This window comes from Polaromonas sp. A23 (assembly GCF_002001015.1).
Taxonomy (GTDB): domain Bacteria; phylum Pseudomonadota; class Gammaproteobacteria; order Burkholderiales; family Burkholderiaceae_C; genus Polaromonas.
Genome location: NZ_MUNO01000018.1, coordinates 26,534 through 44,899 on the forward strand (window position 1 = coordinate 26,534; position 18,366 = coordinate 44,899).

The 18,366-nt window shown below is 61.5% G+C and carries 18 protein-coding genes; 9 read left to right on the top strand and 9 right to left on the bottom strand.

The genetic code is table 11. The annotated features are described in order from the left end of the window. The 3 genes from B0B52_RS09010 to B0B52_RS09020 form a co-directional block, all read right to left on the bottom strand. Window positions 1–1,317, bottom strand: coding sequence for a Glu/Leu/Phe/Val dehydrogenase (locus B0B52_RS09010; RefSeq protein WP_077593301.1), 1,317 nt, complete (start codon window positions 1,315–1,317; stop codon window positions 1–3). 215 nt (window positions 1,318–1,532) lie between these two features. After that, window positions 1,533–3,317 carry an ABC transporter transmembrane domain-containing protein gene (locus B0B52_RS09015; protein WP_077593302.1) on the bottom strand — a complete coding sequence of 595 codons (1,785 nt, stop codon included), beginning with the start codon at window positions 3,315–3,317 and terminating at the stop codon, window positions 1,533–1,535. Between the two features lie 59 nt (window positions 3,318–3,376). Further along, a complete protein-coding gene (locus B0B52_RS09020) occupies window positions 3,377–4,279 on the bottom strand; it encodes a LysR family transcriptional regulator (RefSeq protein ID WP_077593303.1) in 903 nt (300 codons plus the stop codon). A 153-nt stretch (window positions 4,280–4,432) separates the two neighbouring features. Between B0B52_RS09020 and B0B52_RS09025 the strand changes: the two genes are divergently transcribed. After that, on the top strand, window positions 4,433–4,660 hold the full coding sequence (locus B0B52_RS09025) for a hypothetical protein (RefSeq protein ID WP_077593304.1): 228 nt from the start codon (window positions 4,433–4,435) through the stop codon (window positions 4,658–4,660). Window positions 4,661–4,945: 285 nt separating this feature from the next. Here the strand turns inward: B0B52_RS09025 and B0B52_RS09030 are convergent, their stop codons facing one another. Then, window positions 4,946–5,878: an LOG family protein gene (locus tag B0B52_RS09030; RefSeq protein WP_139351875.1), complete on the bottom strand. Its 933-nt coding sequence runs from the start codon at window positions 5,876–5,878 to the stop codon at window positions 4,946–4,948. Window positions 5,879–6,167: 289 nt separating this feature from the next. Here B0B52_RS09030 and B0B52_RS09035 point away from each other — a divergent pair, with 289 nt between their 5' ends. The 6 genes from B0B52_RS09035 (at window position 6,168) to B0B52_RS22125 (ending at window position 11,959) form a co-directional block, all read left to right on the top strand. Then, entirely contained in the window at window positions 6,168–7,667 is a 1,500-nt protein-coding gene (locus B0B52_RS09035) for a DUF4118 domain-containing protein (protein WP_077593306.1), read from the top strand. Further along, window positions 7,664–8,350: a response regulator gene (locus tag B0B52_RS09040; protein WP_077593307.1), complete on the top strand. Its 687-nt coding sequence runs from the start codon at window positions 7,664–7,666 to the stop codon at window positions 8,348–8,350. The genes B0B52_RS09035 and B0B52_RS09040 overlap by 4 nt, the downstream gene beginning before the upstream one ends. 73 nt (window positions 8,351–8,423) lie before the next feature. Further along, a complete protein-coding gene (locus B0B52_RS09045) occupies window positions 8,424–10,301 on the top strand; it encodes a potassium transporter Kup (RefSeq protein WP_077593308.1) in 1,878 nt (625 codons plus the stop codon). A gap of 198 nt (window positions 10,302–10,499) precedes the next feature. Further along, a complete protein-coding gene (locus tag B0B52_RS09050) occupies window positions 10,500–11,258 on the top strand; it encodes a bifunctional 2-polyprenyl-6-hydroxyphenol methylase/3-demethylubiquinol 3-O-methyltransferase UbiG (protein WP_168173512.1) in 759 nt (252 codons plus the stop codon). 41 nt (window positions 11,259–11,299) lie between these two features. Further along, window positions 11,300–11,599, top strand: coding sequence for a hypothetical protein (locus tag B0B52_RS09055; RefSeq protein ID WP_077593310.1), 300 nt, complete (start codon window positions 11,300–11,302; stop codon window positions 11,597–11,599). Between the two features lie 72 nt (window positions 11,600–11,671). Then, entirely contained in the window at window positions 11,672–11,959 is a 288-nt protein-coding gene (locus tag B0B52_RS22125) for a hypothetical protein (protein WP_139351876.1), read from the top strand. Window positions 11,960–12,050: 91 nt separating this feature from the next. Here the strand turns inward: B0B52_RS22125 and B0B52_RS09060 are convergent, their stop codons facing one another. Further along, window positions 12,051–13,145: a lipocalin-like domain-containing protein gene (locus B0B52_RS09060; RefSeq protein ID WP_077593311.1), complete on the bottom strand. Its 1,095-nt coding sequence runs from the start codon at window positions 13,143–13,145 to the stop codon at window positions 12,051–12,053. Window positions 13,146–13,271: 126 nt separating this feature from the next. On the opposite strand from B0B52_RS09060, the gene B0B52_RS09065 reads away from it, so the two are divergent. After that, the gene (locus B0B52_RS09065; RefSeq protein ID WP_077593312.1) at window positions 13,272–13,709 is read left to right on the top strand and encodes a universal stress protein; all 438 of its coding nucleotides are present in this window, start codon (window positions 13,272–13,274) and stop codon (window positions 13,707–13,709) included. A 48-nt stretch (window positions 13,710–13,757) separates the two neighbouring features. On the opposite strand, the gene B0B52_RS09070 is transcribed toward B0B52_RS09065, so the two are convergent. Then, a complete protein-coding gene (locus B0B52_RS09070) occupies window positions 13,758–14,009 on the bottom strand; it encodes a hypothetical protein (RefSeq protein WP_077593313.1) in 252 nt (83 codons plus the stop codon). A gap of 93 nt (window positions 14,010–14,102) precedes the next feature. Further along, window positions 14,103–14,315 carry a DUF1127 domain-containing protein gene (locus tag B0B52_RS09075; protein WP_077593314.1) on the bottom strand — a complete coding sequence of 71 codons (213 nt, stop codon included), beginning with the start codon at window positions 14,313–14,315 and terminating at the stop codon, window positions 14,103–14,105. A 90-nt stretch (window positions 14,316–14,405) separates the two neighbouring features. Between B0B52_RS09075 and B0B52_RS09080 the strand changes: the two genes are divergently transcribed. Further along, entirely contained in the window at window positions 14,406–15,311 is a 906-nt protein-coding gene (locus B0B52_RS09080; RefSeq protein ID WP_077593315.1) for a LysR family transcriptional regulator, read from the top strand. Window positions 15,312–15,332: 21 nt separating this feature from the next. On the opposite strand, the gene B0B52_RS09085 is transcribed toward B0B52_RS09080, so the two are convergent. Together B0B52_RS09085 and B0B52_RS09090 are read right to left on the bottom strand one after the other, a co-directional pair. Beyond that, a complete protein-coding gene (locus tag B0B52_RS09085; RefSeq protein ID WP_077593316.1) occupies window positions 15,333–15,542 on the bottom strand; it encodes a hypothetical protein in 210 nt (69 codons plus the stop codon). 171 nt (window positions 15,543–15,713) lie between these two features. After that, entirely contained in the window at window positions 15,714–18,287 is a 2,574-nt protein-coding gene (locus B0B52_RS09090; RefSeq protein ID WP_077593559.1) for an FtsX-like permease family protein, read from the bottom strand. Window positions 18,288–18,366 lie beyond the last annotated feature (79 nt).

Here is an 18,366-nt window from a genome sequence, read left to right on the forward strand (position 1 = left end):
TCAAGGATACAAACCACGCAACTCGCGCGTGTGCAGTATGCGTTTGCAGGCCACGATAAATGTTGCGGTGCGCAGGCTGACTTTGTGGTCTTGTGCGACCTGCCACACACCGGCAAAGGCTTCTTTCATGATGCGTACGAGGCGCGCATTGATTTCGGTTTCGTCCCAGAAGAAGCTTGAGAAATCCTGTACCCACTCAAAATAGCTGACAGTCACGCCGCCGGCGTTGGCAATCACGTCGGGCAATACCAGCACATTGCGGTCATGCAGGATGTCATCGGCTTCAGGGGTGGTGGGGCCGTTGGCGCCTTCGATGATCATGCGCGCCTTGATGCGCCCGGCATTGTCCTTGGTGATCTGCTGCTCAAGTGCGGCGGGAATCAGGATTTCGCAGTCGACTTCCCAGAATTTGTCGTCGGCGATTTTTTCGGCTTGCGGAAAACCACCGACGCTGCCGGTTTCGGCCACATGTTTGAGCAGTGAAGGCACATCCAGGCCGGCTTCGCGGTAAATCGTACCGCCATGGTCCTGCACTGCCACGATGCGCGCGCCGGCTTCAGCAAACAGCTTGCCCGCCACGCCACCCACGTTGCCAAAACCCTGCACCGCCACGCGTGCGGTCGCGATGTCCAGCCCGATGTGTTTGGCCGCTTCCGCGCCGACGGTGAATACGCCGCGGCCGGTGGCCTCGCGGCGGCCCAGTGAGCCGCCGAGATCAACCGGTTTGCCGGTGACCACGCCGGTAGAAGTGGAGCCGGTGTTCATTGAGTAGGTGTCCATCATCCACGCCATGATCTGCTCATTGGTGTTGACGTCGGGAGCGGGGATGTCCTTGTTGGGGCCAATGATGATGCCGATCTCGCTGGTGTACCGGCGAGTCATGCGCTCAAGCTCACCGCGCGAGAGCTTCTTGGGATCCACGCGGATGCCGCCCTTGGCACCGCCATAAGGCACGTTGACTGCGGCATTCTTGATGGACATCCAGGCCGACAACGCCATCACTTCCGACAGCGTGACATCCTGGTGAAAACGCACGCCGCCCTTGCCTGGCCCGCGCGACACGTTGTGCTGGACGCGGTAGCCCTCAAAGTGGGCCACCGTGCCGTCGTCCATATGAATAGGCACGTCGACGATCAGGATGCGCTTGGGGCGCTTGAGCGTTTCGGCCCAGCGACCCAGGCTGCCCAGATGAGGAATGACCCGGTCTACCTGCTGCAGGTAGTTGCCCCAAGGCCCGAGATTGTCGGCCTGAAGGTAAGAGGGAAGGGGATGGTTGCCAGCGGGGGCAACGGTTGAGGGGCTGGACGCTCGCGACATTAAAAAACTCCTTGTGGAAGATCAATGGACGGAGCTTAGGCCTGCCGCGCCCGGCTGTCCAAGGCCGGGTTGCCGGGGTTGTCATGCATAAAACGCATAACAGGTGTTTTTGGCAAGGACCACCGAGACTTGTGTTGGGGCCGTAAGCCGCAATTCCTGCCGCACAAGCCTTGGCGGTGGTTGGCCTGACAGGGTCCGTGCAGCCCGGTATGACCTCAGACGTTGAATTGCAGCGCGGCCAGCCGCGCGTAAATGCCGCCGCGCTCCACCAATTCAGCGTGGGTGCCTTGCTCCACCAGCCGGCCATGGTCCAGCACCAGGATGCGGTTGGCTTTCTGCACTGTGGCCAGGCGGTGCGCTACCACGAGTGTGGTGCGTTCCTTCATCGCCGACTCCAGCGCGGCCTGTACCATGCGTTCGCTCTCGGCGTCGAGCGCACTGGTGGCCTCGTCCAGCAGCAGCAGTGGCGGGTTTTTCAGCATGGCGCGCGCAATCGCAATGCGCTGACGCTGCCCGCCGGAGAGGCGCACGCCGCGCTCGCCGAGAAAAGTTGCGTAGCCCTCGGGCAGGGCGGTGATGAAGTCATGCGCAAATGCAGCCTGGGCCGCGGCCTTCACCTCGTCATCGCTGGCTTGGGGTTTGCCGTAGCGGATGTTCTCCAGCGCGCTGGTCGAAAAAATCACCGCGTCCTGCGGCACGATGCCGATACGCTGGCGCAGGTCATGCAGCGCCATGTCGGCGGTTCGCACGCCGTCCAGTTCGATGCTGCCCAAGGCCGGGTCGTAAAACCGCAGCAGCAGCTGAAACACTGTGCTCTTGCCCGCACCGCTGGGCCCGACGATGGCGACGGTCTCACCGGGCGCCACGCTAAGCGAAAAATCTGTCAGTGCAGCCTGCACCGGCCGCGACGGGTAGTGAAAGGTCACTGCTTTGAAATTGATAGCACTTCCCGACCGTACCACGGGGGCTGGTACCGGATTTGATGGTGAAGTCACGCGAGAACGCGTCTCCAGCAGCTCCATCAGGCGCTCCGTGGCACCGGCGGCGCGCAGCAGGTCGCCGTACACCTCGCCCAGCACCGCGGTGGCGCTGGCCAGAATGATCACGTACACCACGGTCTGGCCCAAGTGGCCGGCGCTGATTTCGCCGCGCATCACCGCCTGCGTTCCTTCATACAGTCCCCACAACAGCGACGCCGAGGTGGCGATGATGATGAAGGCCACCAGAACCGAGCGCGCCTTGCTGCGGCGCACGGCAGTGTTAAAGGCGTTGGTGGTGGACTCATCAAAGCGCGCAGTCTCGCGCGCTTCGGCGGTGTAGCTTTGCACCACTGGAATGGCATTGAGCACTTCGGCCGCAATGGCGCTGGAATCAGCCACCCGGTCCTGGCTGGCGCGCGAGAGCTTGCGTACACGCCTGCCAAACCACACCGTGGGCAGCACGATCAGCACCAGACCGCCCAGCACCTGCACCATCAGGTAGGGGTTGGTCACCACCAGCATGCCCAGCGCACCCACGCCCATCACGGCATTGCGCAGCCCCATGCTGAGCGACGAGCCCACCACCGTCTGCACCAGCGTCGTGTCGCCGGTCAGGCGCGACAGCACCTCGCCGGTCTGCGTGGTTTCAAAAAACTCCGGGCTCTGCCGCACCACATGCGAATACACCGCGTTGCGCAGGTCGGCCGTCACACGTTCACCGAGCCAGCTCACCATGTAGAAGCGGCCCGCCGAGAACAGGCCCAGCGCCGCCGCCACCGCAAACAGCTCAAAGAAGTGAGTGCGCAGTGCCATCAGTTGCTGGCCTTTGTCCCCCGCGCCCAGACCGCCGTCGATCAGGCCGCGCAGTGCCAGTGGAAACACCAGCGTGGCCACAGCCGCCATGACCAGGAAAAACATGGCTATCCCGATTCGGCCACGGTAAGGGCGCAGAAACGGCAACAGGCCCGACAGCGAGCGGGGAGCACCCTTGGGTACGTTAGAAAGGGAGGAAGTGGCCATGACCGAGTTTAGTCGGCGTCTGTGACAAGGGAGTTAGCCGTGGCGGTGAGCCGTCTCTTTCAGGATGCGGCGGGCTTCCGGGTTTTTCGGGGCTTGCCAGCAGGCGGCGGCTTGGTCTGGGAGCCCGCGGCGACCTGTCTCAAGCCGGCCAGCGCCGGCGCCAGCACCGTCATGTCGGCATCGGCCGCATACACCGCATAGGCCGGGTACAAAAATTCCGGCGCGCCGGTCACGCGGTGCAGCCGGCCTTCCTGGATATACGGCCGAACCACGTTCTGCCGGAAATAACCAGCGCCGCCCACGGCCAGCAGGTATTCAAGCCCCAGCGGTCCGAGGCTGGACGACAGACCGACGCTGGACAACTCGGGAAACGCCAGACTGTGCTGCGCCGCAAATTCAGGGCCCCAGTCCACATACACATAGTCGGCCGCCTCGGGCGTCTGCGCGCCAGGCGTGGTCGTGACCAGCACCAGTTTTTCCTCGATCAGCAGCTCGATCCGGAGCCCGGGGCGTTGCCGCGGCGCGTAGGCGATGGCGATGTCCAGCGCACCATGAGCCACCCGCTCCAGCAAGTCTTCTGCAACGCCAACTTCGGTTCGCAGGGCCAGATCAGGTGCGCCTTGGCGCATCCATAGCAGCCAGTCCAGCAGCAGCGGATGCCAGAGGCTGATTTCACAGCCCACTGTGACCAGCGCCCGACGCCCGGGTGGCACTGTCATCTGGTGGCGGGCTTGCTCCCAGACCTGCACCAGCGTCATGGCATGGCGAACAAACTGCTCGCCCGCCGCCGTCAGCGATGCGCCGGCCTTGTTTCGCACAAAAAGTTTACGGCCCAGCAAATCTTCCAGTGTCTTCACGCGTGCGCTGACGGCCGTCTGCGTGACGTGCAGCTGTTCGGCAGCTTGGGCAAAACTGTGGCTGGCAACGATCTCCAGAAAGGTACGGGCGAGGTTGATATCCATCAATAAACTCCGTTGCCGATGGTATTTTTAAAACAATATTTTTGCATTGAAATCAAATATAAGTCGTTTTACCTCTATCAGAGTAAACCCTATACTTTCTTTCATGCCGCTGGACCGGCAAACCCGTTCAGGTCCAATTTGAAAGGAAGCTCCATGACTCGCACCGCACTCTTCGCCAATGCCCAAGCCAACGGATCATCTGCTGGCCGGCGCTCCTCGCCGTCTTCCTCCCTGGTTCGCCAGGTGCTGGATTCGGCGAAAGTCATGCTCGCGACGCTGACCTTCGCGAACGATGCCGGGCAGCCTTCCGCCTGGTTGATGCCCTCCATCCGCCGCAACATGAGCGTTCGCGCCCAGCGGTTGATGCGCGCCGACTACTAAGCAGTTTTCAGGCAGCCGCTGGCGGGGGTGACTCCGCTGGCCGGCTATCCGCTTGATGCGGCGCCAGGTCCTGCAACGAGAAGGACTGCCAGAGCGCTATTGATTTAATAGCTGCTTGCGCAGGAAGGATAAGGGCTGGGGGCTCAAAAGGCTTCAAGCTTTTGAGAAACTGAGCAACCTGCCCGATCGACACCCTAGACGTGTTGCGCCTGCCTCGGATTTCCAGGCGACGGCTATCCAATCTTCATTCGATCTTCTCTTCCCCGGCAGAGGGCGTGCGCTCTATCAGTTCAGGCCCAGATCAGCACTCAGCTGCCTGATCAGGTCGTCATTGGTTTCCGCGTACTTCAAAAACGACAACTCTTCTGCGTTGACGGTTTTCCGGTCCACCATGTCCTTCAAGCGCGCCTCAAGGCTGCGCCAGTGGGTCTGGCGATTGCCCAGCAGGTAAACGGGCACCTTCGTCAGTTGCCTGCTCTTGATGGTTTCAATGATTTGAAACAGCTCCCACTCGGTACCGGTTCCACCCGGCGCAATGACCATTGCTGCTGAGTGCTTGATCATGGCCGACTCGCGAACAGCCACACTGGAAAAAATCAAGCCATGTGTCACGTAAGCATTCAGCGCCGGTTTAGGGTCGCCGCCATAAGGCTTTGCAGGATCGCTGCCAGCTTTGCGGTCGTAGTAAGTCGTGTAGCCAACACTTGCTCCACCCGCTTCAACGGCCCCCTTGTTTCCGGCCTCCATGAGCCCAGGGCCAGCTCCGGTCATGATCGGGTACTTCTTGCCGTGTCGTTGAGTCCAGGCGTAGGCAAAGTTCCGGGTGTCCCGGTAGATCACGTCGTTGGCGACCTTGACCGCCTCGTTGCAGTTTTCTCCACGCGCATCGCAGGGGACATTCTTTTCCCTGATACGAGAGCTGCCATAGATAGTGACGAAGCCGAGGGGGAAATTTCGGGCCTTGAATGTGTCGGAGCAATACACGTCCTGGGCCACTTCCTTCAGCGGGACAATATTCTCAACACCCATGTAGGGTCCGATGTAGTCGGCGTTGGGAACGGCTGACCTGGATGTCGGGCAGGTGAGGCTCAGGCCGATGGACTCGATCGGGGGCGTTGATGATTTTGCGGCGCCTGCGGGGGCCATTGCGGTCTGGCAGCCGGCAAGGCCCGCAACAAGAGTTGAAACCGCCAGCCATGGTAAGAGCTTGAATCGCACGTCATCTTCTCCTTGTACGGGACCAGTTACGTTTTTGAATCATGGAAGCAACGACCGTGCCGCCTTTCTTCCATCATCGACCTGCATACAAATAAATGACGCCATGGTCTGCTCGTTGCCACATGGGTGGCTGAGGCGCCAGAACAAGCATAGCAAATCGCTACCTCAGGCCTTTCCCGTTGCGCGCCGGTTCATCGCCGGTTGCCGTCAGCTGCACTTTGCGGTGGCGCACGCTTCTTCCTAATGTCCTAATGCGATCCTGACGCCCCCGGTGTTACGCTGGCTCACCATGAATGCGCACGAGCTTCCTGAATCAGGCACCCCTTCTGCCAGAAGCTGGACTGTCGTGGCGTTGCTGCTGGCCGCAGCCACTGCCACGGGGCTTGTACTGGACCGCCATGTCTCGCTCACCAGTCTGGCCATGGTGTATGTACTTGCCGTGGTGATTGCCTCCTACCGGCTGGGATGGATCGAATCGACCGTCTGTGCGGTTGGGGCTGTCACGGCATTGAACTTCTTTTTTATGCCACCGCGCTGGACCTTTGTGGTTGACACCCGGGAGAACTTTATTGCGCTGGCCACCATGCTGGTGGTTGCCCTGGTCATCAGCCGGTTGGCCACCGGGCTGCGGCGTGAGACGGAAACAGCCCGTCTGAACGAGCGGCGGGCACGACAGTTGCAGGCCCTGGCGACGGAGCTTGCCGGCGTTGGTTCGCCGGAAGAAGTGTTGGTGCTTGGCCGGGCGGCCTTGAGCGCCGCCTTTGCAGGGCCTTGTTCGCTGGCCCTGGCGGATGCCAACAATGAACTGATACATGCAGATGCGCTGGATACTTCTGTGAAAGACGGCATGCGCCATTGCATGGTCGAAGCGGCAGTGCTTGGGCCGGGCACCGGGCGCTGGCCGGGCCTTAACGCCTGGTACCTGCCTTTGGGCGACAAGGGACAGGTTACCGGCGCGGCCTGCGTGCAGCCTGCCCTGGCTGCGGATGAGGATGGCCGGCAGCATGCGCAGGCGCTGTGCTCCCTGTTGGCGCAAGCCGCGTGGCGTTTGCGTTTGACGTCCTCCATGCTGGCTGCGCAAAACGAGGCGCAACACAAGCAATTGCAAAACACCTTCCTGGCGGCGATATCGCACGACCTGCGCACACCGCTGGCGGCCATTGTTGGCGCAGCTTCATCGCTACAGACCCAGCGCGACAAACTCAGCCTGGCGGAGCAGGACCGCCTGCTGGGCAGCATCGCCGGCGAGGCAGCTCACCTGTCCACGGTGACCGAGAACACCTTGCAACTCGTGCGGCTCACGACTTCGGCGCACGAACTCCAACGCGACTGGGAAGCCATGGAGGAGATCGTGGGCGCGGTGCTGGCACGGGTGCGCCAGCGTGACCCGGGCCGCCGTATCAAGTCCAGTGTGCCCGAGGGCTTGCCGCTGGTGAGGGCCGACCCGGTGCTGCTCGCGCAGTTGCTTGGTAACCTGCTTGAAAACGCGCTGAAGTACAGCGAAGGTCCGATTGACCTGGTCGTCCGCACCGGGCCTGGCGAACTGGTGGTCTCGGTCAAGGACAGGGGACCCGGCATCTCCGAGGCCGAGCAGCACACCGTTTTTGAGCCTTATGCCCGTGGTGACCACCCGGGCTCGCGTGGTGCGGGTCTGGGCCTTGCGGTGTGCCGGGCCATCGCCCAGGCGCATGGCGGGCGCCTGACGCTCAGGCGGCGCAATGGCGGCGGCAGCAATTTTTCCTTGACCTTGCCGGTTGAGGCGCAGCCGCCACAAGGGGACTTGCCATGACCTTGCGCGTGTTGGTCGTCGAGGATGACCGGGAGATCCGGGCCCTGATGCGGTCATCCCTGTCCGTGGAGGGCTTTGAGGTGCAGACCGCTGTGTCACTGAGCGAGGCCAGCGCCATGCTGGCCCATCACCTGCCCGATGTGGTTGTGCTGGACCTGGGCCTGCCCGACGGCGATGGCGTGGAGCTGGTACGCGAGCTGCGCAAGAGCAAAGCCATTCCCATCATCGTGGTTTCAGCCCGCCATCAGGAAGCGCAGAAAATCCAGCTGCTCGATGCGGGCGCTGACGACTACCTGACCAAACCCTTCAGCGTCGGCGAATTGCTGGCACGCATTCGCGTGGCGCTGCGTCACCGTGGCACAGCCCTGGCTGCAGCAGTGACTGTGCATGAGCTGGACGGCTTGCGCATCGACCTGCAGTCACACGTGGTGACGCTAGAGGGCGAGGCGGTACATTTGACGCCAACCGAATACAAGCTGCTGGCACGGCTGGTGCGCAGCGCCGGCCGGGTGGTCACGCACCGGCAGTTGCTGGTGGATGTCTGGGGTCCGGAATTTACCGAACACACCCATTACTTGCGGCTCTACATGGCCCAGCTGCGCGCCAAAATAGAGCGCGATTCGGCCGAACCGCGCCATCTCCTGACGGAAACCGGCGTGGGCTACCGCCTGGCGTCTGCTTGATCCAGCGCATCCTTATGCGTTCCTGATGCTCCTGCGGCGACAGTGAGACCTTGTTCACTGTTGATGGATGGTTATGACCAAGACTTCAAGCCGCGAGGGCGTGGCAGCGCTTACCTTGGGCGCCATGGGTGTGGTGTACGGCGACATCGGCACCAGCCCGTTGTACACCATGAAGGAGATTTTCAGCCACGGCACCGGCATTCCGTTGGACGCGGCGCATCTCATCGGTGCCACCTCTGTCATCTTCTGGGGCCTGATGATGGTGGTGACGCTGAAGTACGTGCTGCTGATCCTGCGCGCCGACAACCGCGGTGAAGGCGGCATCATGGCGCTGACTGCGCTGGCGGCCAAGGCGGCTGGCAAAACGCCGAGGAGGCGAGTGATGTTGCTGCTGGCAGGTGTTTTTGGCGCCGCCATGTTCTACGGTGACAGCGTGATCACGCCGGCCATTTCGGTGCTCAGCGCGGTCGAAGGGCTGGAGGTTGTGACACCGGTACTCAAGCCCTACGTGCTTCCTGTTTCCATCGCGGTACTCATCAGCCTGTTTGCCGTCCAGCGTTACGGCACGGGAACGGTTGGCAAGCTCTTCGGGCCGGTGATTGTGGTCTGGTTTGGTGTGCTCGCCCTGGTGGGTGTTCTGCAGATCATCCAGCAGCCGGCCATTCTGGCGGCGCTCAATCCCCTGCATGCGTTTGCCTTTCTGCGGGCACAGGGCTGGCACATGTTTGTTGCGTTTGGGGCCATCGTGTTGGCCTTCACCGGTGCCGAGGCACTGTATGCCGACATGGGGCACTTCGGCAAGCGTCCTATTCAATTCGCATGGATGGGGCTGGTACTGCCGGCACTGACGATCAACTACATGGGGCAGGGTGCCCTGTTGATGCGTGACCCGTCCGCGCTGGAGAACCCTTTTTATCGCCTGTTTCCTGAGAGCTGGTTGATTCCCGCAGTGGTGTTGGCCACATTGGCTACGGTGATTGCCTCGCAAGCGGTGATTTCCGGCGCCTATTCAATGACCAAGCAGGCCATGCAGCTGGGGCTGCTGCCGCGCATGCAGGTGCAGCACACCTCGGCCAAAGAGGCCGGGCAAATCTACATGCCTGAAGTCAACTGGCTGCTGCTGGTGGCGGTACTGTTGGCAGTTGTCGGTTTTGGCAGTTCGTCAGCCCTGGCCTCGGCCTATGGCATTGCGGTGACGGTGACCATGCTGGTGACCACCGTGTTGACGTTCTTTGTGGTGCGCCATGCCTGGGGTTACCCGTTGCCTGTGGCGATTGCAGCAACCAGCGTTTTTCTGGCGCTCGATTTATTGCTGGTGATTTCGTGCTCGCTCAAGTTCTGGCAAGGCGGCTGGTTCCCGCTGGTACTGGGCGCAGCCATCTTCATCATCATGGCCACCTGGCGGCGCGGCCGTGAGCTGCTGATGGAGAGCATGCGGCGCGATGATCCCGAACTCTTGCCTTTCATTACGGCGCTGGCTGCGGATCGCACGCATCGCATCCCGCGCACCGCGGTTTACGCCGTGGCGAACCCCGACACCGTGCCACAGGCGCTGATGCACAACCTCAAACACAACCAGGTGCTGCACGAGCGCAACCTGATTCTTACGGTGGTGTTTCAGGATGTGCCGTGGATACCGTTTGAGGAGCGGGTTCAGGTGACGCCGCTGGTGGCGGGCTTCTGGCGGGTACAGATCAACTACGGCTTCATCAATACACCCGACATTCCGAAAGCGCTGGAACTCTGCCAGGCACAAGGCCTGCCCATCAACCTGTTCGAGACGTCTTATTTCCTCAGCCGCGAGATTGTGGTGCCGACCAAAGGTGCCGGCATGGCGCACTGGCGTGAAGCACTTTTTGCGGTGATGTCGCGCAACGCCGGAAGTGTGGCTGCCTTCTTTCGCCTGCCCAACAATTGCGTGATTGAACTGGGGACGCGGGTGCAGATTTGAGCGTGGGGCTGCGGTTGATGCGGCATGGATCCCCGGATCAGGCCTGCTCCGGACTTGATCCGGGTCCGGGATGGCAACCGGGGCCTAACGCAAGTCCTGCGCAGCCAGCGTGTAGGAAAGCTGGTACATGCCCGTGATGCCCCCTGGCCATGCGCCAGAATTGCATTTCACCAAGCGTATGTCGCGGTAAAGTGTGGCATGGATATCGCAACTCAGTACGAACGCCAGTCCGCGTGGCGTGATTGGCGAACTGCTTATCGCGCCCTCCCAGACCTGAAGGGGAAAAAGGTGCTGGACTTAGGCTGCGCCGTTGGAACTCAGTCAAGAGATCTGGCTGAACTGGGCGCTGCCGTTGTCGGTGTTGAGCTGGACCCGAAGCTTTTGGCGGTAGCGCGAAGCAAAAACATTCCACGTGCAACATTCCTTCTCGGTGATATCAGGGACGCTTTTCCGACTGAGCCAGTTGATGGAATCTGGTCCAGCTTCGTTACCGCGTATTTTCCGGATCTGGAACCTGTGCTGCGGAAGTGGCGCTCTGCGCTGAAGCCGGGCGGTTGGCTTGCGCTGACAGAGGTTGACGACATGTTCGGCCACGAGCCGCTATCGGTACGGGCCGCGCAAATTCTGAACGCCTTCGCGAAGGATGCTTTGATTGCCAAACGATACGACTTCTCGATGGGAAGCAAGCTGGCGTCCCAGATGAAACTGGCAGGGTTTCAAGACGTGAAGGAACTCTCGCTGAACGACCAGGAGCTGTCCTTCACGGGGCCGGCAAGCCGCGAGATACTGGATGCTTGGGCAGACCGTTTCGACAGGATGAAATCGCTGCAGATGACCGCCGGAGAAGAGTTCGAGCAACTCCGGAAAGATTTCCTGGAATGCTTGGCGCATCCTGAGCACCGCGTAACTGCCAGGGTGTGTTTTTGCGTTGGTTTCCTGCCTGATTGTGCGTCGTGACGTCCGCTTTCGGCCAGAAGCGGAGATCAGCTAAGGCTCCCATGAATGACATTGCGATTATTAAAGAAGGCACTTGGTTGTATGACGGCCAGATTTCTACTGGTGTACGGATTGTGAGTTGTTCCATACGATGGGGCACGGGCGATTGGGAGGATCTACCTGAGGTCTGCAACGATCTCAAGGTTGCAGGATTCGACGTGCAGTGGGCATCACCCACCTCACCAGTTGATTACGCCAACCGTGAGTCAGCAAACTTTGCGACGCTCAAGGCGGCAATTGAGTATGCGGAAAGCGTCGCTTGGACAAAGGGAACCCTCAAATGGTCTACCGAGGTAGAGTGAGTCTTTCGAATCCACCTCTGCTGCAGCTGGGATGACGACAACCTGTCGGAGGTGGACATTAGGTTCAGAATCGTGAAGCGTTGGTGGAATAGCCCTTATCTCTCCTTGATTGGCAATATTGCTGGACTTTGCCTCGCGCTTATTCTGGGATGGGCTTGTCTCAATGCGACACTCACTGGTGAAATCAAGTTCAGCAAGGCCAATCGATGGATTCGGTTGGAAAGCGAGCCAACTATGTTTTGGCTGGCCTTCTGGTTTCAATTTGCCCTCGCGGTTTTCGCTGTTGCATTGATCCCCAGATCAATGCGCAAGGATGTTCGCACCATCCGAGAAAATCGAGTGCAACGAAAGAAGGCATGACCTCTGCTTTGGGTCGCAGAGTGGACGTCGGGTGCTAATGTCAAAAACTTTTGATAAGCGGACATCGGGGTTAAACAGCCAAAATCATTCATCAAAGCCTCAACGCCGCCGCATACCCCGTCATTTCCAGGTAACCGCGGCCGACTCGCTTGCCATTGCTGTCAATCAGCTCGCTCAGGCCTTCCCAGTAGATCGCGCCTGTCGACTGACGGCTGTCGAGTTCCTGGTTGTCGATGACGGCACGCACGGTGTAGATATCGGCCGGCGTGCGCACCAACCATTCCACCGGATAGCTGGCCTGGCTTAGAGGGCTTTTCCATCGGCGCACCGGCCTGAAGATCACTTCGCCGCGGCTGAAGGCAAAGAGATCTCCTTTTGCAGAACGGAAAGAGCCGCCGTCCCACAGGGCATTGCCTTCCTTGTCACGCAGCCGGAAGGCCGTGAGGGCGCTGCCGTCGTCGAGATTCATGCCTATCCAGTCCCAGCCTGTGGCGCTGGGGTGCAGCACTTCTTCACTCCATTCGTGGTCCAGCCAGGCCTTGCCCGTTACTTCAAATTTTTGACCTTTGAGCTGCAGATTGCCCGCGGTCGCCAGTTGCGGGAGGCTGTAGTAATAGCTCGCCTGTTTTGCTTCCGGCCCCTTGCGTGACAGGCCCTGGTCGCCTTGCAACAGCACACCCTGGGTTTCCGTGAATTGCAGGTCCAGTGCAAAGTCACTGGCGGCCAGATGCGCTTTGTGGGTGCGGCCCTGGCTTTGCAGCGTCCACTCACGCAGCTTGATGGCCATGCCCTGCGTGCTGGCGGTGGCTACGTCAAAACCCTCGCGTGCAATGCGTTGGTCATGCCAAAGTTTCTTGCCTTGCACGTCAGTGAGGGCCGCATGCGCAAACATCAGCTGCCTGGCGGCGAATTTGGACGCCATGCCTTGTGTGCCATCCACGCGTGAGCGAAAGAAGGTGAGTTGAAAACCAAACTCGCGCGCGCCCGTATTTGCGTGACCGGTGATGTACCACCATTCGGTGCGAAAGTCAGGGTGCGCACCAAAGTCGCGCGGAAACTGCAGCGCCTTGCGTGGCAATGCATGGGTTGTCCCCAAGCCGGCTGCGGACAGGCTTGCTGCCAGCAGCAGCAGCATGCGGCGGCGCAGCAAGCTGGGTGTGTGGGCGAGGGTGATCCGTGGCGGCATCGAAACATTCTCGCAGCAGGCCCGGCCTTTTGTAGGACTACTCCTGTTGCGAGGCCGGGATGTAAGGTCTATCCTTGGGTCAGGCATTGCCCCTGCCCCCATTTTTGACCAAGCGGGAGAGACACCATGTACAAGCAAATTTTGTTGGCATATGACGGCTCCAAGGCCGGACAGAAGGCCTTGCTGGACTGTCAGGAGATTGCGCAGTGGAGCCAGGCCTCACTCACCCTGATTGCCGTGACGCCGCTTTATATGGACCTGATTGGTGTGGAAGGCGGCGTGTACGACAGAAGCCTGGCCGAGCACGAAAAGGAAAAATACACCGCTGTTCTGAACGAGGGGCTGAGCCAGCTCGCTGCTGCGGGCCATCAGGCCAAGGGCGAGGTGGTGGTGGGTGAGACGGTAGATGAAATCACCAAATACGCCAAAAAAATCAGCGCGGACCTGATTGTGGTGGGCCACAAACATCTGGACGGCTGGGCAGCGCGCTGGTGGCGGGGGTCGGTGTCCAAGTCACTGATCGAGCATGCACCCTGCAGCGTGCTGGTGGTCATTACCCACTGAGCGGCTGACAGCGGCGTGCGGCGGTTTATTGCCCGCCGCCGGGCGGGCTTAACGCCCCCGTGCCTGGTGCGGCAGCACAGTGTGTCGCTTGCTGCCGTGCAGACGGGCTGATGCATGCACCGGCGGCTGTTTGCCGGCGCGCAGTTTTTTCGGCAACTGGACGGGCGTCAGCACGGCGTCGGCCGGTGAGTTGGGAAACAGGCTGGTCAGTTGCACGCTCAAGGCGCGCCAGCTTGGCAGAAGCCAGATCACCAGCAGGCAGACGAGGGCCAGAACAATGGCAACCAAAACGATGTTCATGGTGCAGTACCTCCTGAAAAGTCCTGGAGAGTTCTTTCGCCATGCTACGCCGGTTGAGTGTTTTGCGCACGAAAATTTTGCGCTTCCGCCGGTTTAGCGCCTGTCCCTGCGCCAGGCCTGCGGATCTTCAAGCAAGGCCGGAATGTCACCGCGACTGATGCCGAGGTCGTTGAGTTCGCGCGCGCTCATTTGCAACAGTTCTTCCCGGCCTTGCTGCAGGCACTTGTCTGTCACCTGCCCGCGAGGCATCAGCTGCGCCAGCCCGCGCACCAGGCCGTGAAAGGGAAGGGCAATCTTGAACACCATGAAGGTCTCCTGAAGTGGAAGACCTGATGGTGCAGTTTTTCGTGCTATTGTGAAAGTTGAGTTTTCTGATCAAAACTATCAGGATATCTGATGCGTGAATTGAACCTTGACCAACTTCGCACCCTCGTGGCCATCACCGACCTGGGCACTTTTTCGGCAGCGGCGCGCGCGCTGCATCTGGCCCAGCCCACGGTGAGCCTGCATGTCAGCGAGCTGGAAAGCCGGTTGGGTGCGCCGCTGGTGGTGCGCGGCGGCAGAAAGGTCGAACCCACGGCCGCCGGCGCTGTGCTGGTTCACCGTGCCAGGCAACTGCTCCGGGATGCGGACGATGCGGTGGATGCGGTGCAGCGTCATGTCGAGGGCCGTACCGGCCGCGTGCGGCTGGGCAGTTCGACCGGCGTGCTGGTTTACCTGCTGCCCGAGGTGCTCAAGGCTATGGAGCGGGCTCACCCGAACATTGACGTGGAGGTCAGCATCCTCGGCTCCGGGGAAGCGATGGAGCGGCTTAGCCAGGGTACGCTAGACGTCGGGCTGGTGGCTTCGCCGCAGCTCCCTCGGCCCGGTGTGGTCATGACGCACTGGCGCAGCGATCCGATGATGGCGTTTGTGCCCAAGCACTGGCCTGTACCCAAGCGCATCACGCCGCAATGGCTGGCTGCGCGGCCGCTGATTTTCAACGATGCAAGCACCCACATGTACCACCTCACCATGGAGTGGTTTGCCAACGCGGGCCTGAGCCCACGCACACGCATCGAACTCAATTACAACGAAGCCATGAAAAGCCTGGTGGCCGCCGGTTATGGTGCGGCGGTGCTTCCGCTGGAACACCCGGGGGAGCCGCAAGTGCACCAGGGCATTCAGGTCGTTCCGCTCAAGCCGCTGCTGACACGCCACACCCTGGTGGTGCACAGGGCGCTGGAAGCGGTGGATGGCGCTACGCGCAACCTGCTCAAGACATTGATGGAATTTCGCCAGGGGTCGGGCGCTGGCACGTGAATGTCAACCGGCCTCAGGACCCTAGTACTGTGAGGTCTGGAAAACAATTTCCCCTGTGGGAATGTGCACCACGCGGATGTCCTGGCGCGTGGGGTCGGTCAGGCTTTTAACTGCCACAGCCACCGCGAGCGACTGATCGGAGTAAAGCCGCTGGAGGGGCGCCGGGGGCAACAGGCTGCCACGCAAAGGGTCGCTACTTTCAATACGGAACTGGGCGTGAGCGGTTGCCATGATTGAAACTCCTTGAGTGAGACTTCATGTTGCGCCGCTTGTGCGGCGAAGTCATGACAATTCACAAAATTTCACGCTCTGCCGCAGGGAGTTTGGTAAGCAAATGAAAAAGCAAATCGCGGTGCTTCAACGGATAGCAGACAGAATTGACAGGGGTGGAGTCGTTCCTGGCTACCAGTCTTCCTTGACCGCCAGCACCGCGTCCTTGCCGGCCGCCGCACGCCCGGCCAGCCATGCTGTGACGGTGCCCGCCAGAACCACAGCGGCGCACAGGGCCAGCAGGCGCGCCCATGGCAGGGCCAGGTCCATGGTCCAGTGAAAACTCTGCGGATTCACCACATGCACCAGCACCAGAGATACGGCCAGGCCAAGGCCCAGCCCGGCCACGGCACCGGCCAGCGTCCACGCTGCGCCCTCGCCGGCAACCAGCATCAGGATTTGCCGCCGTGTGAGGCCCAGGTGGGCGAGCAAGCCAAATTCCTTGCGCCGCGCCAGCACCTGCGCGCTGAAACTGGCCGCCACGCCGAACAGTCCAATGGCAATGGCCACCGCCTGCAACCAGTAGGTAACGGCAAAGCTACGGTCGAAAATGCGCAGCGATGTGGCGCGGATCTGGCTGCTGGACGCAAATTCAATCAGCTCGCCCGAACCAGACTGCGCCTGCGCCAGTGCGCGCACTGCCTGCTGCAACTGCGTGTCGCTGGCGCCAGGGGTTAGCCACAGTGCCACGTCGTTGACGCGTTGGTCGCCGGTCAGGGTTTCGAAATCGCGCCGGTCCAGGGCAATGGCGCCGAACTGGCGGGAGTAATCGCGCCAGACACCGGCTACATAAAACTTGGATTGCTTGGCCTCTGCTCCTGAATTGATAGCTGCTGGCGCCCGTGTTTCAAGGGCTAGGGCCTCAAAAGACCTTGAAATCGGGGTGAATTCGGTGCCGGGGCGTGCACCGTACAAATCAAGCATGGGTTCGCTGACATAAATGGCCACGTGGCCCGCCGGCACAACAAGCGGGCGGCCAATCAGCGGCAGGCTTTGGGCCGGGTCTTGCAGGTCGCGGGCTATCAGTGCAACGGCGGGCTGGTTGGCGTCCAGCAGAAGCGAGCTCACCCGCAGGGTGCTGACGCGCGCCACACCCGGCAGTTGCGCCAATGCCTGCACAAAAGCCGGTGTGAAGAAAACAGTGTCGCCGGCTGCTGTGTTGTTGGCGGTGCGCACATACAGGTCGGCAGGCAGAACCACGTCCAGCCAGTGCGTGACCGAGTCGCGAAAACTCGCCACCATCACCGTCAATGCTACCGCCAGGCTTAGTGAAGCGACCACGCCGCTGACGGCAATGGCCGCGCTGCCGCGCACGCGGCGCGCGCGTTCCACCGCCAGCAGCGGCAGCAGGTGCCGCGTTACGCGTGGTGCGATGCGGTCGTACAGCAGGGCAATCAGCCAGGGCAGGGCGGCAATGCCGCCGACCAGCAGCAAGCCGACCGACAGATAGGCGCCCAGCGCGATACCGGCCACCGGCGGGCTCAGCGCAAGCAGGCCGCCCGCCGCCATCAGCAGCAGGCTGAGCCGATAAGGCGTGCCACCGGCCGGTGGCGCGCCCAGACCCTTGAGGGTTTGGGCGGGCGGAAGTTTTTGCGCGGCGCGTGCCGGCCACCAGCCGCCCACCAGCGCCGCCGCAATTCCCAGCAGGCCGTAAACCAGCGCCGCACCAGCATCCCATTGCAAAGCAGGTGCCACGCCGGAGAAATAACCACCACCGAGGTCACCGCCCAGCCACCGCAGTGCCAGTGCGGCCAGGGCGGTGCCCAAGCCAATGCCAGCGGCGCTGCCAAGGGTGCCCAGGATGGCGGATTCCCAGAGCACCAGGCGCAGGCGTTCGCGGCCGGTCAGGCCCAGAACTCCCAGCAAGGCAAATTGCTGCGACCGCTTGGCCACACTCAGTGACAGCACCGAAAACACCAGAAACGCGCCGGTGAACAAGGCCACCAGCGCCAGCACGGTGAGGTTGACGCGGTAGGCGCGCGAGAGATTGCTTACTCGCTGCGCGTCGTCGCCGGGTTCGGCTGCGGTGATGCCGGCCGGGAGTTGCAAGGAGGTGATGAAGGCTGCGCGGTTGGTACCGACCTGAAGGCGCAGGTCGATGCGCGAGAGTTGCCCGGTGCGCTCAAACAGTTCCTGCGCCGCTCCGATGTCCATCACCGCCAGCGCGCTGCCGCCGGCAACAACGCTGCCTGCCACCCGCACACTTTTCAGCGCCAGGCCGCTTTGCAGCTGGAGTTGCTCGTCCGGCAGGCTCTGGCGCGCTGCCGCATTAAGAAAAATGTTGCCGGGCGAAAACAGCGCTAGCCGCTCGGACCCTGCTGCAGGCACAGGCATCAGGGCAGGTGCCAGCCAGCCGACCACCAGCGCATCCACGCCGACCACACGCAGCGCAACACGCTTGCCGCCGGCGCCGACTGCGTAGGTGTTGAGCTCCAGCACCGGGCTGGCGAGCGCCACCTGGGGATGGTTGGCCACACGCGCGAAGACGGCTTCATCAAAGGCGCCGCGCACCGCGCGCAACTCCAGGTCGGGCTGGCCGTTGACAGAACGCACCGCCTGGGAGAACTCGCTCAGCGCGGAGGCATTGATCAGGTGCACAGAAAACGCCAGCGCTACTCCCAGCATGACTGCCACCACGGCGGCGGCGTTGCGCCAGGGGTTGTGTTGCAATTCCCGCCAGGAGAAGCTTGAGAGCAGGGCGCGCATGCGCCTCATTGTGCCTTTGAGTGTCGCGGTGGAATCAGGCAAGGGTAAATGACGAACCCGCCATCTGTATCGGTACAGA